At 67.5% G+C, this 14236-nt stretch carries 13 protein-coding genes; 6 read left to right on the top strand and 7 right to left on the bottom strand.

Annotated features, from left to right (window positions below):
• Positions 1-8: 8 nt before the first annotated feature.
• The 7 genes from CDO46_RS09710 to CDO46_RS09680 all read right to left on the bottom strand — a co-directional run bounded on the left by CDO46_RS09710 (position 9) and on the right by CDO46_RS09680 (position 8134).
• Positions 9-2384, bottom strand: a complete 2376-nt coding sequence (locus tag CDO46_RS09710) for a xanthine dehydrogenase family protein molybdopterin-binding subunit (RefSeq protein ID WP_087838343.1) — start codon at positions 2382-2384, stop codon at positions 9-11.
• Entirely contained in the window at positions 2374-2880 is a 507-nt protein-coding gene (locus CDO46_RS09705) for a (2Fe-2S)-binding protein (protein WP_087838342.1), read from the bottom strand. The genes CDO46_RS09710 and CDO46_RS09705 overlap by 11 nt, the downstream gene beginning before the upstream one ends.
• Before the next feature lie 8 nt (positions 2881-2888).
• Positions 2889-3752: a xanthine dehydrogenase family protein subunit M gene (locus tag CDO46_RS09700; protein ID WP_087838341.1), complete on the bottom strand. Its 864-nt coding sequence runs from the start codon at positions 3750-3752 to the stop codon at positions 2889-2891.
• Positions 3753-3759: 7 nt separating this feature from the next.
• Positions 3760-4752, bottom strand: coding sequence for an ABC transporter substrate-binding protein (locus tag CDO46_RS09695; RefSeq protein WP_087838340.1), 993 nt, complete (start codon positions 4750-4752; stop codon positions 3760-3762).
• Between the two features lie 30 nt (positions 4753-4782).
• On the bottom strand, positions 4783-5766 hold the full coding sequence (locus CDO46_RS09690) for a tripartite tricarboxylate transporter substrate binding protein (protein WP_087838339.1): 984 nt from the start codon (positions 5764-5766) through the stop codon (positions 4783-4785).
• A gap of 301 nt (positions 5767-6067) precedes the next feature.
• Entirely contained in the window at positions 6068-7525 is a 1458-nt protein-coding gene (locus CDO46_RS09685; RefSeq protein WP_087838338.1) for a catalase, read from the bottom strand.
• Positions 7526-7663: 138 nt separating this feature from the next.
• A complete protein-coding gene (locus CDO46_RS09680) occupies positions 7664-8134 on the bottom strand; it encodes an Rrf2 family transcriptional regulator (protein ID WP_087838337.1) in 471 nt (156 codons plus the stop codon).
• 182 nt (positions 8135-8316) lie between these two features.
• Here CDO46_RS09680 and CDO46_RS09675 point away from each other — a divergent pair, with 182 nt between their 5' ends.
• Genes CDO46_RS09675 through CDO46_RS09650 form a run of 6 tightly spaced genes read left to right on the top strand, consistent with a single transcriptional unit; the run spans position 8317 to position 14220 of the window.
• Positions 8317-9504: an ABC transporter substrate-binding protein gene (locus CDO46_RS09675; protein ID WP_087838336.1), complete on the top strand. Its 1188-nt coding sequence runs from the start codon at positions 8317-8319 to the stop codon at positions 9502-9504.
• A 10-nt stretch (positions 9505-9514) separates the two neighbouring features.
• The gene (locus tag CDO46_RS09670; RefSeq protein ID WP_087838335.1) at positions 9515-10435 is read left to right on the top strand and encodes a branched-chain amino acid ABC transporter permease; all 921 of its coding nucleotides are present in this window, start codon (positions 9515-9517) and stop codon (positions 10433-10435) included.
• Entirely contained in the window at positions 10432-11472 is a 1041-nt protein-coding gene (locus CDO46_RS09665; RefSeq protein WP_087838334.1) for a branched-chain amino acid ABC transporter permease, read from the top strand. Before CDO46_RS09670 ends, CDO46_RS09665 begins: the two co-directional genes overlap by 4 nt.
• Entirely contained in the window at positions 11465-12214 is a 750-nt protein-coding gene (locus tag CDO46_RS09660) for an ABC transporter ATP-binding protein (RefSeq protein WP_087838333.1), read from the top strand. Before CDO46_RS09665 ends, CDO46_RS09660 begins: the two co-directional genes overlap by 8 nt.
• A gap of 22 nt (positions 12215-12236) precedes the next feature.
• Positions 12237-12947: an ABC transporter ATP-binding protein gene (locus CDO46_RS09655; protein WP_087838332.1), complete on the top strand. Its 711-nt coding sequence runs from the start codon at positions 12237-12239 to the stop codon at positions 12945-12947.
• Positions 12948-12987: 40 nt separating this feature from the next.
• Positions 12988-14220, top strand: a complete 1233-nt coding sequence (locus CDO46_RS09650) for an NAD(P)/FAD-dependent oxidoreductase (RefSeq protein ID WP_087838331.1) — start codon at positions 12988-12990, stop codon at positions 14218-14220.
• Positions 14221-14236: the final 16 nt, after the last annotated feature.

Genomic DNA, 14236 nt, shown 5'->3' with positions numbered 1-14236 from the left:
GATCGGAGTCAGGGGTTGGCGCTGGGTGCCGTCGTGTCCCGGGCCGGCGGATCGAGCAGCTCGGCCAGGCGCACCGGGGTCAGCGGGAATTCGGTGATGCGCACGCCGTGGCCGTCCAGCGCGTGCTCGACGGCGCCTATCACGGCGGCGGCAACCGCCAGCGTCGCGCATTCGCCTATGCCCTTGACTCCCAGCGGGTTCAAGCGCGTGGGCGAGGGCTGGAAGATGACCTCGATGGGAGGCACCTCCGGCGCGGTGGGCAACAGGTATTCCGCGAAAGTCGTGGTCAGGGGCTGGGCGTTGTCGTCGTAGCCCATCCATTCGAACAGCGCGTTGCCGATGCCGTGCACCACGCCGCCATGCACCTGGCCGTGCGCGATCTGCGGATTGATCAGATTGCCGCTGTCCTGCACGGCCACGTAGCGCCGCACGTGGATGGCGCCCGTCAACGGATCGACTTCGACCTCGCAGGCGTGGGAAGAGCCGGCGTAGGCCTGCGCATCGCAGTGGAAATGCACGGTCGCATCCAGGCCCGGGTCGCCGGGGACCGGCAGCGCATAACCGGGCACGCCCTTGAGCAGCATGGCCAGCCGGGCCAGCGGGACGCGCCTGGCGAAGTCCGGCGTATGGACCTCGCCCTGGCTCAGCATCAGTTCATCCGCGCTCACACCGAGCACGGCGGCGGCCGTGGCCAGCGCCTTGTCCCTGACCTTGGCCGCGGCCTCGGAGACGGCCGAGCCGGCCATCATGGCCTGGCGGCTGGCGAAGCCGCCCATGCCGTAGCCGGAGAGGCCCGTATCGCCCGCCGAGACCTCCACCGCCTGCGGCTCCACGCCCAGGTGCGCGGCGCACAATTGCGCCAGCGTGGTCTTGATGCCCTGGCCCATGGCGAGGGCGCCGGTGTGGACGACGATGCGGCCGGACGGATGGACGCGGACGCGCGCGCTCTCGTAGGGGCCGCGCCCGGTGGGCTTGACGCTGTTGGCGATCGCGATGCCGCGCAGCAGGCCGGCGCGGGCCGATTCCTCCTGCCGCCGCGCGAAGCCCTCGTAGTCGATGGCCCGGGCGGCCGTGGCTTGCAGGGCCGGGAAGTCGCCGCTGTCGATGACCAGCGGCACGCCGGCGCGCGACTTGAGCGGCTTGGTGTAGGGAATCTTTTCCGGGGGGATGAGATTGCGCCGGCGGCATTCGAGCCGGTCGATTCCCGCGGCGGATGCCAGGCGGTCCATCATGCGTTCCATGACGAAGGCCGCCTGCGGATAGCCGGCGCCGCGTATGGTGGCGACCGGTACCTTGTTGGTGTAGGCCACCTGTACGTGCAGCGAGAAGGCGGGCACGACGTAGGGCCCGGTCATGGACGAGGCGGCGTTGTACGGGACGTTGGTGCCCTGGGGCGTGTAGGCGCCGTGGTCGTGGACGAAGCCGCCGCGCACGCCCAGCATGCGTCCATCGCGGTCGGCGGCCACCGAGATGCGCCAGAACTGGTCGCGTTCCTGGATGGTGGTCAGGAAGTTCTCGCGGCGGTCCTCCACCCACTTGACCGGTCGGCCCAGCGCGCGGGCGACGGCGGGCACCACGATTTCCTCGGGGTAGATCATGAACTTGGCGCCGAAGCCGCCGCCCACGTCGGGGGTGATCACCCGCAGCTGGTCCTCGGGCTGGTCCAGCATGTGGGCGATGGTGTAGTGCAGTTCGTGCGCCATCTGGGTCGAGGACCAGACGGTCAGCATGCCGGTGGCGGGATCGAGCGCGGCCACCACGCCGCGGCCCTCCATGGGATGGCCGCAGCCCCGATGGACTTGGAATTCGTCGTCCAGCACGATGTCGGCGCGGGCGAAGGCGGCGTCGCAGTCGCCGTAGGCCAGGGTGTAGTCCTGCAGCACGTTGCTGGCCAGCTCGGTACGCACCCGGGGAGCATCGCCGCGCACGGCCTGGCGGCAGTCCGCGACGGCGGGCAGGACCTCGAACTCCGCCTGCACGGCGGCCGCGGCGTCCTCGGCCTCGTGCCGCGTCCGGGCCACCACCACCGCATAGGCCTCGCCCACGAAGGCGACCTCGTCGCCGGCCAGCGCGAAGGGAGTGGTGTCCTCGGGCAGGGCCGCCAGCGGAAAGCCCAGCGGCATGCGCCACGAGGTGATGTGCCCGAACAGGTCCTGGCGGGTATAGACCGCGACGACGCCGGGCAGGGCGCGCGCCTGGCCCGCGTCGATGCCGCGCAGCCGCGCGTGGGCATGCGGACTGCGCACGAAGCAGGCATGCAGCGCATCGGGGACGGGCACGTCGTCCAGGAAGCAGGCCTTGCCCCGCAGCAGCGTCTCGTCCTCGATGCGGCCCGGGCTCGCACCCATGCCGGGGATGGCGGTCAGTTGGCGCTCAGCGTGCATGGCCGTCTCGTTCGCGCAGGAGCCGGGCGGCGCGCAGCGCCGCGGCCACGATGTTCTGGTAGCCCGTGCAACGGCACAGGTGGCCCGACAGCACGTCGCGCACGGTGTCCTCGTCCGGATCGGGGTTCGCAGCCAGCAGCTCGGACAGCGACATCAGGATGCCGGGCGTGCAGAAGCCGCATTGCAGCGCGTGCAGTTCATGGAAGGCCTGCTGCAGCGGATGGAGCTCGTGCTCGTCGGCAGCCAGGCCTTCGACGGTGGTGATGGCGCAGCCCTCGCCCTGGACCGCGAGCATCAGGCAACTGCGCGCCGAGACACCGTCCACCAGCACCGTACAGGCGCCGCAAACGCCGTGCTCGCAGCCGACGTGAGTGCCGGTCAGCTTCAGTTCGCCGCGCAGGAAATCGGCCAGGTGCAGGCGCGGCGCGGCCATGCCCTGGCAGGGCTTGCCGTTGACGGACAGGTGCACGGGGCGGGGATCTTGCGTCGTTGCCATGGGGAATCTCATCTCGTTGCGCGCTCGAGCGCGCGGGTGATCGCGCGGCTGGACAGGACGCGCGCCAGCCGCTGGCGGTACCAGCCGGGCACGTAGGCGTCGGAACTGGCATCCACCGCGCCGCACAGCGCGGCGGCGCGTTCGATGTCGGCCGCCTCGGCCTTGGTGCCCAGCAGCGCCTGTTCGGCCTGCCCCATGCGCACGGGCGCCGTCGATACGCCGCCCAGGGTGATGGAGCAGCGGTCCACCCGCGCGTCCGGGCCGAAGCGCAGCAGCACGGCGGCCGATGCGATGGCGAAGTCGCCGTGCCGCCGGGAGAACTCCAGGAAGCTCCAGCCGTGTCCCGGCTCCCAGGGCTGCATCGACACGCCCACCAGCATCTCGTCGGCCTCCAGCGCCGGCGTCATGTAGCCGGCGGGAAAGTCCGCCATCGCCAGGCTGCGCGTGCCGGCGGCGCTGGCCACGTGCAATTGCGCGTCCAGGGCCATGGCGATGGTGGGGATCTCGGCCGAGGGGTCGAGCTGGCACAAGCTGCCGCCGACGGTGCCGCGATTGCGCGTCTGCCGGTGGCCGACGTTCAGGATCGCCTCGCGCAGGATGGGCAGCCGGTCGCGGACCAGGTCCGAGAACTCGACGTCCCGCTGTCGTGTCATGGCGCCGATCCGGATCGTGTCGCCCTCGTCCCGCAGGTAGGCCAGTTCCGGGATGCGGTTGATATCCACCAGGCAGTCCGGGAACGCGAACCGCATGTTCAGCATGGCCATCAGCGACTGGCCGCCCGCCAGCACCCGCGCGTTGTCAACGCCGGCCAGGCATTGCAGCGCTTCGTCAAGGCTGCGCGGCGCCACGTAGTCGACAGCGGGAGCTTTCATGGCGCCTTCAGATCTTGGACAGGTCGAGGGACGAGGCGGCGAACAGCTCCTCGGGCGCGACCCGCCGGCGCGACAGGCCCTGCTCGTGGTGATAGCGAGCGAAGGTCTCGATGACGTGGTGGTTGGCGGGCAGGCCGTAAGGCCAGTAGTCCTCGCCCATCAGCGCCTTGGCCTCGTTGTGGTGGTGGACCATCCAGGGCAGGGTGACGGCCAGGTGGCAGATCTCGTCCAGCTCCTTGACGGCCAGGGCCTTGGCCTTCAGGAAGGCCTTGTAGACGCTGACGGGCAGCCAGGGGTTCTCTTCCACCAGCGACTTGCGTATGCCGACCATGTGCATGATGGGGAAGATACGGGTGCGGCGGAAGTAGTCCTTCTCGGCCTCGATGTAGTCGCCGAACAGGCGGCCCACGTTGGGCGCGCCGCGCAGGAAGCAGGACGGCGCGCGGGCGCCGATGTAGCCGTCGATCTCGCCGGACTCCAGCATGCCCGACAGCGTCTTGTCGTCGGGAATCTGCTTCAGGTCGATGGACGGATCCAGTTCGATGGGCGCGCGTTCGCCCCGGCCCGGTTCCTCGACGCCGCCGCGCCGCCACTTGATGTCGGCCGGCTTGACGCCGTACTCATCCTCGAGGATGCCGCGGATCCAGACGTTCGCGGTGATCTGGTACTCGGGCACGCCTATGGTCTTGCCCTTGAGGTCCTGCGGACGCTGGATGCCGCGGTCGGTGCGCACGTAGATGCCCGACTGCCGGAAGACCCGCGACAGGAAGGCGGGTACCGCGACGTACTTGTTGTCGCCGCGGGCCGTGGTCATCATGTGGCTGCTCATCGAGATTTCCGTCACGTCGAATTCCTCGTAGCGGAAGGCGCGGTGGAAGGCCTCTTCCGGCTCCAGCGGCACGGCGCGCACGTTGCAGCCCTCGATGGCCACGCGGCCGTCGAACAGGGCCTGGGTGCGGTCGTAGTTGCCTACGGAGAGGCTGATGTTCAGTTTGTTCATCGGTTTTCCTTGTCGTGGATGCGGGAAGCCTCAATCCGCGCTCAGGCCGATCTTCCTGGCCAGCGCGGCGAAACGGTCGATGTCGTCGTTGACGATCTTCTGGAACGCGGCGGGGCCTTCGTCCGCGGTGGTGTAGCCCAGGTCCTCCAGCCGCTTGCGCATGGCGTCGGTCTTCATGATGGCCGACACCGTCTTGTAGATGTCCATCTTGATGTTGTCCGGCGTGCCGCCAGGCACCGCCAGGCCCTGCCACTGGCTGAGGTTGAAGCCGGGCGCGCCGCTCTCGGCCACGGTGGGCACGTCGGGCACCGCTTTCGAGCGTTCGCTGGAGGTGATGGCCAGCGCGCGCAGCTTGCCCGAGGAAATGTAGGTCAGCGCGCCGGAGATGGTGACCACCGCCAGGTCCACCTGGCCGCCCAGGACGTCGACCAGGGCGGGGCCACAGCCTTTGTACGGAACGTGCACGTTGCTCATCTTGAATTCGATGTTCATCATCTCGCCCGCCAGGTGCGGGTCGGTGCCGGCGCCGCAGGAGCCGTACGATAGCTTGGAACCCGGCTGGCGGCCCGCCGCCACCACGTCGGCCAGGGTCTTGAAGCGGGAAGACGCCGGCACGACCACCAGCATGGGAGCGTAGGCGACATTGATCACCGCCGCCAGATCCTTCTTGGGGTCGTAGCCCAGGTTCTTGTAGATGGCGGGCGCCAGGGAATAGGCGTCGTTCATCATCAGCAGGGAGTGGCCGTCCTTGGGCTTGCCCGCGACGATGCGGGTACCCACGGTGCTGCCGGCGCCGGCCTTGTTGTCGACGATGACGGGCTGGCCCAGCTTGCCGAGCTGGTCGCCGATGAGCCGGGCCAGCATGTCGACCCCGCCGCCCACGGCGTAGGGCACGGTGATCTCGACCGTCTTGACGGGGAAGGTGGGAGCTGCCTTGACCTCTGCCTTCGCCACGGGCAGGAGGGCGGCGAGGGCCAGGGAGCACAGCAGGTGGAAGGGCATCTTGGTCAGCATGGGGAACTCGCAGGGGTCGGTTGATCGGATCAGTAGGGCGCACTGGATGTGTGCCGTGATGCACCAAAATACTCAGTAGGCTGAACAATATGCTCACTGTACTGAGTATTTGGCCGGCCGCTCATTGGGGGAATCACCTAATGGCGAGGAATGCGTGCCCCGGATGAGTGCGCCGGCCGGTCATCGGCCTGTCTGCTTGCAAGTTCCGGGCCAGATGGCGGGAAAGGGGGGAGGGGCCGGCGGCGCGCGAAAAGCGCCGCCGGACGGGACCAGGCCGGGAGGCGGGGCCCGGCCCGGGTACCTAGGCCTTGTACTGGGCCTCGATGCGGCGGCCGATGTCGGCGTCGACCTTCTTCCAGTAGTCGAACACCCGCTCGAGCACCGGCGCGCGCACGCCGGACTTCAGCGTGCCCACCACGGTATCGACCAGTCGCTGGCGCTGGGCGTCATCGAATACGTCGCGCACCAGCGTGCCGGCCTGGCCGAAGTCGTCGTCGTCCTTGCGCAGCTTGTAGGCCTCGCGCACCAGGCTGGTGTCGACCTCCCAGCTTTCCTCCGGCGCCGCGCCGCCGTCGGCCCAGGCGCGCCCCTGGCTGTTGGGCGCGTAGGTGGCGGCATTGCCCGCATGTTCATAGGTCATGTTGCCGTCGAACATGTAGGTGTTGACCGGCACCTTCGGACGGTTCACGGGCAACTGGTGGAAGTTCGTGCCGATGCGGGCGCGATGCGCGTCGTTGTAGGCGAAGGCGCGGCCCAGCAGCATCTTGTCGGGCGACAGGCCGATGCCCGGCACGGTGTTGCCGGGCGAGAAGGCGGCCTGTTCGATCTCGGCGAAGAAATTGGCCGGGTTGCGGTTCAGGGTCATCACGCCGACCTTGATCAGCGGGTAGTCCTTGTGCGGCCACACCTTGGTCAGGTCGAAGGGATTGAAGCGGTAGGTCTTGGCCTGGGCGTACGGCATGACCTGCACCGACATCACCCACTTGGGATGGTCCCCGCGCGCGATCGCCTCGAACAGGTCGCGCCGGTGGTAGTCGGCGTCCATGCCGGCGATGCGGGCGGCTTCCTCGTTGGTCAGGTTCTTCTCGCCCTGCTGGTTGTGGAAGTGGTACTTCACCCAGAATTTCTCGCCCGCCGCGTTGACCCACATGTAGGTGTGCGACCCGAAGCCGTTCATGTGGCGCCAGGACTGCGGGATGCCGCGGTCGCCCATCAGGTAGGTGACCTGGTGCGCGCTTTCCGGATTGTTCGTCCAGAAGTCCCACTGCATGTGGGCGTCGCGCAGGCCGGAATCGGGCAGGCGCTTCTGGCTGCGGATGAAGTGGGGGAACTTCATCGGATCGCGCACGAAGAACACGGGCGTGTTGTTGCCGACCAGGTCGTAGTTGCCCTCGGTGGTGTAGAACTTCAGCGAGAAACCGCGCACGTCGCGCCAGGTGTCGGGGCTGCCGGACTCGCCGGCCACCGTCGAGAACCGGGCCAGCATCTCCGTCCTGCAGCCTTTCTGGAACAAGGCCGCCTTGGTGTAGCGGGAGACGTCCTCGGTGGTCTCGAACACGCCGAAGGCGCCCGAGCCCTTGGCGTGGGGCTGGCGCTCGGGGACTTTTTCCCGGTTGAAGTGCGCCATCTGTTCGAGGAAATGCACATCGTGCAGGACCAGGGGGCCGTCGCTGCCGACAGTCAGCGAGTTGCGGTCGCTGGGCGCGGGGGCCCCGGCGCCGGTGGTGCTGTGGCCGGGGAGGGAAGTCTTGTCGCTCATCGTGGGCTCCTGAGGGGCAGGGTTGGTGTGTCGTGTCCAAAGACGCTTGCGGTCTTTGCCCTACGATGGTCCATCCTAGCCAAGAAGTCGTGACGGGGCGCGCAAAGCCAGCTCGACCTTGTGTATCAAGACGTTACATCAGGCGTACGCGTGCCAGCGAACCGTGCGTTCCGCCGCCGTCCGGGGTGCCTTGTCCATGATCATGGCGATCGTCTGGCGCGACAGTTCCTTGCGCCAGGCGGCCTCGGCATCGCGCATGGCCGAGGCGATCGCGCAGGGCCGGCGGCATTCGGCCGCGGGAGCTGCGCCTTCGCCGTTGCGGCGGATCTCGGAGCAACGGAAGGCCGCCTCCTGGCCCTCGATCGCATCGACCACTTCGAGCAGGGTGATCCGGGCCGGCGGGCGCGCCAGGCGAAAGCCCCCCTTGGGTCCCGCCGAGGAGGCCAGGATGCCGGCCCGCGCGAGCGCTTGCAGCGACTTGTTCAGATAGGCGGCGGGCAGGCCGAACTTGGCCGCCAGCCTGGCGGTGGAGACCACTTCGTCCTGTCCTATCCAGCCCAGGGCCACGCAGCAATGCAGGCCCCACTCCACGCCTTCGCTCATCCTCATGGCTATGCCTCGTAATGGATAATCCGGACTATACACATCCAGATTGTGATTGACTAGCTTCTGGAACGGGCCCAGAATCCGCTTCGTAATCTGGTCATTGAATATCTAGATATAAAGCCGGAAACGACGAGATGCGGCCGGTAACGACAGCGTTCGCGACAAGGCGGGCGGAAGGAGACATCATGAAAATGCATCATCGCCTGATGGGCGCCTGCCTGGGGACCTGCGTGACCCTGGCGACCCTGCCGGCCGCGCATGCGGCCGGTCAGGAGAAGCTGAAGATCGGCTTCATGGCCGAACTGTCCGGTCCGCAAGCGGCGCTGGGACAGGACATGTACGACGGCTTCATGCTCTATCTGGACCGCAACGGCGGCAAGCTGGGCGGCCGGGATATCAGCGTGATCAAGGCCGACAGTCAGCTCAAGCCCGAGGTGGGCGTGCAACTGACCGAAAGCCTGACGGGCCGCAACGACGTGCCCATCATCGTCGGCGTGACATTCTCGAATGTCATGCTGGCCGTGCATCCGCGCATCACCCAGAAACAAGTCTTCCTGATTGGCACCAATGCCGGGCCTAGCCAACTGGCAGGCAAGGCGTGCTCGCCCTATTTCTTCAGCACGTCCTGGCAGAACGACCAGCAGGCCGAGGTCGTGGGCCACTATGCCGCGTCCAAGGGCTACAAGCGGATCATCACCATGGTGCCCAACTACCAGTCGGGCTTCGATTTCGTGACCGGCTTCAAGCGCTACTACAAGGAGCCGCTGCTGGACGAGGTCTATACCCCGCTCAGCCAGCAAGATTTCTCGGCCGAGCTGACGCAGATCGCGGCCAGGAAGCCCGATGCCGTGTTCGTCTTTTATCCGGGCGGGCTGGGCGTGAACTTCCTGCGCCAGTACCAGCAGGCGGGTCTGCTGGGTCGGATACCGGTGCTGTCCGCGTCCACCACCGACGCCATCAATCTTCCTGCCCAGCGCGAAAGCGCCCTGGGGGTGATCACCGGCACCGCCTGGGGGCCGGACCTGGACAACGAGGCCAATCGCGTCTTCGTTGCCGGATTCGAGAAGAAGTACGGCCGCATTCCTTCCCACTACGCGGCGCAGAGCTACGACGGCGCGCAATTGCTGGATTCGGCGTTGAGGAAGGTGGGCGGCCGCGTCGAGGACAAGAGCGCCTTCATGGCGGCGCTCAGGCAGGCCGAATTTCCGTCGGTGCGCGGTCCGTTCAAGTTTGGCAACAACAACTTTCCCGTCCAAGACATGCACGTGTTCGAAGTGGTGAAGGATGCGCGCGGCCGCGTCACGCTCAAGACCATCGCGACCCCGCTGAAGAATCATCGCGACGCCTATCACGCCGAATGCCCGATGGAATGAAGCCCGTGCCATGAACGCTCAACTCATCGCCACCCAGGTGCTGAATGGCCTGCAGTTCGGGATCCTGCTGTTTCTGATGTCGGCCGGCCTGACGCTGGTGTTCGGGATCATGAACTTCGTCAACCTCGCGCATGGATCGCTCTACATGATGGGCGCCTATCTGGCGGCGGTCATGCTGGGCGCGTCCGATTCCTTCCTGCTTGCGCTGCTGCTGGCCGTGCCGGCTACCATGCTGATCGGCCTGGCCGTCGACCGCATGGTGCTGGCCGGCTTGTACACGCGCGACCATCTGGACCAGGTGCTGGCCACCTTCGGCCTGATCCTGGTGTTCAACGAGATCGTGCGCTTCTTCTGGGGGCCGGCTCCGGTCTACATCAACGTGCCGCCGGCGCTGTCCGGAACAGTCGAGCTGTTCGGCTTCCCGTATCCCGCATACCGGTTCGCCATCATCGCGGTCGGGCTCGTGGCGGGTCTCGGGCTCTATGTCCTGATCAACCGGACGCGCGTGGGCATGCTGATACGCGCCGGCGCGGCCGATGCGGAAATGGTTGGCGCGATGGGAGTCAACATCCGCCTGCTCAATGCGTTGATCTTTGGATTGGGAGCCGGTCTTGCGGGGCTGGCTGGCGTGATGGCCGGGCCCATCCTGTCGGTGCAGCCCGGCATGGGCGAGCCCGTGCTGGTGCTGACGCTGGTGGTCATCGTGACCGGTGGCATCGGCTCCATACGCGGGGCCTTCTACGGAGCGCTGCTGGTTGGCCTGATCGACACGCTGGGGCGCGCCTTCCTGCCGGCGGTTTTCGATGCCTTGGTGGGCAAGGTCTTCGCCCAGGCTGCGGGACCGGCGGTCGCTTCCATGCTGATCTATCTGCTGATGGCGCTGGTCCTGGCCATGCGTCCGCACGGACTCTTCCCAGTGAGGCATGCATGAACTTGACCCTGTACGCCAAGGACACGCCACCCTACGGTGCGAGCGCCGGGGCCCGCGGGAAGGCCTTCCGCCGTGCCGCTCCGGCCGCGGCGATCTTCCTGGCGCTGTGCGCGGTGCCGGCGGCCGCCCATCTGCTGGGCCAGCCGTTCTGGCTCGGCCTGGTCGCGCGCATCATGATCCTCGGCCTGGCGGCCGTGGGCCTGAACCTGGTACTCGGGTACGGCGGCATGGTTAGCCTGGGCCATGCGATGTATCTGGGCATTGGTGCCTACTCGGTGGGCATCCTGTCGGCCCACGGCGTTGACTCGGGTCTTGCCCACCTGGCGGTGGCGTTGGCCGCCGGCGCGGCCGTGGCGCTGATCGTGGGACTCGTTTGCCTGAAGACGAGCGGCATGGCGTTCATCATGATCACGCTGGCTTTCGCCCAGATGTTCTATTTCCTGGCGATCAGCCTCAAGCAGTACGGCGGCGACGACGGGTTGACCATCGCGTCGCACAGCCGCGTGCCTGGCCTGTCGCTGGACGATCCCTACCAGTTCTACCTGCTGGTGCTGGCCGTGCTGGCGATCATCTGCGCCCTGTGCAAGCGGCTGACTGATTCGCGCTTCGGCTTGGTGCTGCGCGGCAGCCGCCAGAATCCGCGCCGCATGCGAGCCCTGGGATTTCCCTTGCTGCGCTACCGGCTTGCCGCCTACGTGCTGTCAGCGATGATCGTGGTGATGGCGGGGGTGCTGCTGGCCAACCTGGCCCGCTTCGCATCGCCTTCGTACATGAGCTGGACTCTTTCGGGAGATCTGGTACTGATGTGCGTGCTGGGCGGCATGGCAACGCTGCTGGGGCCGATCGTGGGGGCGGCGGCCTTCGTGCTGCTGGAGGAGTTTCTCTCGGGCATGCCGCTCGACCTGCCGGCGGGCGCGGCAGACCTGATCCGTACGCACTGGCTGGGCGTGTTCGGCGTATTCGTGGTGGCCGTGGTGCTGTTCGCGCGGCGCGGGCTGTACGGCGCCCTGGCGGGCCGGGAGGACACCGATGGCTGAGATCCTGGCGGCGCACCGGCTGGTCAAGCGCTACGGGGCGCTGAAGGTGACCGACGAGCTTTGCATGACCCTGGAGCGGGGAGAACTGCATGCCATCATCGGCCCCAACGGCGCGGGCAAGACCACGTTCATCCATCAATTGGCCGGCGAAATCGCGCCGGACGCAGGCATGATCTCGCTGAAGGGGCGCGACATCACGCGGGCACCGGTCCATCAGCGGGCCCTGGGCGGCGTCGGGCGTTCCTATCAGATCACCTCGGTGTTCCGGGAATTCTCCGTGCTGGAAAACGTCATGCTGGCGGTCCAGGCCGGGCAGGGACACAGTTTCCGCTTCTGGCGGCCGGCACGCCGGGATGCGGGCCTGGTCGGGCCGGCCCGGGTGGCGCTGGGCCGGGTCGGGCTGGCGTACGCGGCTGGCCGGTCGGCTGGTGCGCTGGCCCACGGCGAGATGCGCCAGCTGGAGATCGCGATGGCACTCGCGATGCGCCCCGAGGTGCTGCTGCTGGACGAGCCGATGGCGGGCATGAGCCGCCAGGAATCGGCCGGGCTGGTCGACATGTTGCGCGAGCTCAAGGGTGCCTACAGCATCGTCCTGGTCGAGCACGACATGGATGCGGTTTTCGCGCTGGCCGACCGTATCACTGTGTTGTCGTACGGCCGTGTGATCGCCTGCGGCACGCCGCGGGAAATACGCGGCAACGACGAGGTGCGTGCCGCGTACCTGGGAGACGGGAATGACTGAACGCGCCGGGACGAATGAGGGTGTGGCGCCGTTGCTCAGCCTGCGCGGTGTCGAGGCGGCTTATGAGGCCAGCCAGGTTTTGTTCGGCATAGACCTCGAGATCCACGCCGGTGAGTGCGTCGCCTTGCTAGGCCGCAATGGCATGGGCAAGTCCACTACCGTCAAGTCCATCATGGGGTTGTTGCGCCTGCGGGGAGGCGACGTCCGATGGCGGGGCCGCAGCTTGCGGCCGCTGGCCGCGCACCAGAGAGCACGGGTCGGTCTGGGGCTGGTACCGGAGGGCCGGCGCATCTTTCCCAACCTGACGGTACGCGAGAACCTGCTCGCCACGGCCCGGGCGCCGGCGATGCGGGATGCCGGCTGGTCCCTGGACGATATCTACGGCATGTTTCCCCGCCTGCGCGAGCGGGAGCATCATCTGGGATGCCACCTCTCCGGCGGCGAACAGCAGATGCTCGCCATCGGCCGCGCGTTGATGACAGCCCCGGAACTGCTGATCCTGGACGAAGCCACCGAAGGGCTGGCGCCGCTGGTCCGAGGCGACATCTGGCGCTGCATCGAACTGCTCAAGCGGCGCGGGCTGGCGCTGCTGGTGATCGACAAGAACCTGGGGCCGCTGATGCGGGTGGCGGACCGCCATTACATCCTCGAGAAGGGCGCCGTCGTGTGGCGAGGCTCCTCACAAGCCTTGCGGGACCGACCCGAACTGGTGCGCGACTACATCGGCATGTAGCGCGCCGGACTGTCATGTTTGAAGCAAAGGAGCTGTCTAGATGAAACGCATCGTGGTATTGGGCGGCGGCTTCGCCGGCCTGTGGAGTGCGATTGGAGCCGCCAGGAAACTGGAGGAGCACGGCGTCGGCCCGGATGCCGTGCGCGTGACTCTGATCGACCAGCACGATTTTCACAGTATTCGCGTCCGCAATTACGAAGAGGACCTCGATGCCACCATCGTGCCGTTCTCCCTGGTACTGGATCCGATAGGCGTGGAGCACCTCCGGGGCGTGGTCACAGGCGTCGATACCGAGCGCCGTGTGGTCGATGTGCGCACGAGCGCAGGTGTCTTCACGGTTCGCTACGACCGCCTCGTCTACGCGTTGGGCAGCAGCGTGCAGCGGCCATCTATTCCCGGCCTGGTTGAGCATTCCTTCGATATCGATACCTACCATGGCGCCAAGCGGCTCGATGCGCACCTACGCGCGCTGGCGCAGGACGGCCGCGACGCGGACCGGCTGCATGTGCTGGTCGTGGGGGCGGGGCTGACCGGAATCGAACTGGCATCCGAATTGCCGGCCAGGCTGGCGAAACTGTCGGCCCTGGCGCACGACCGGCCGGCACCTCGGGTCGTCTTGGCCGATGCCAGCCCGCTCATCGGCCCGGACATGGGCGACGAGGCGCGGCCTGTCATCGTCGAGGCGCTGGCCTCCCTGGGCGTGGAGATGCACACGAGCGTATCCATCGCCTCGCTGGATGCGCATGGCGCGACGCTGGCCGGTGGGCAGCGGATCGAGGCGTCGACTGTCGTCTGGTGCGCCGGCATGCGCGCCAGCGACCTGGGCGGCGCTTTGCCGGCGGCAAGGGACAGGCTCGGTCGCCTGGAGGTGGACGAGTTCATGCGCGTGCGGGGAATGCCGCACGTCTTCGCCGCAGGCGATGCGGCCCGGGCGGTGCTGGACGGCGAACATGCCTCGGTCATGTCCTGCCAGCATGGCCGGCCGATGGGCCGCTACGCGGGCTACAACGTTGCGGCGGATCTGCTTGGCGAACCCATGTTGCCCTTGCACATCGACTGGTACGTGACCGTGCTGGACCTGGGCGAGTGGGGCGCCGTCTATACCGGAGGCTGGGACCGCCGGGTCATCTCGACGAAGGATGCGGCCAAGGCGACCAAACGGACCATCAATCGCGAGCGCATCTATCCGCCCCGAAGCGGAAACCGCTCGGAGATCCTGGCCGCGGCCACTCCCGAGGTGCAGGAGCCGCCGGAAGTGCGGGGTCGGAACTGAGCCTGCGCATGCCGGG

The sequence above is a fragment of the Pigmentiphaga sp. NML030171 genome (genome assembly GCF_002188635.1).
Classification (GTDB): domain Bacteria; phylum Pseudomonadota; class Gammaproteobacteria; order Burkholderiales; family Burkholderiaceae_B; genus Pigmentiphaga; species Pigmentiphaga daeguensis.
This window is presented reverse-complemented; position numbering and strand designations above follow the sequence as displayed.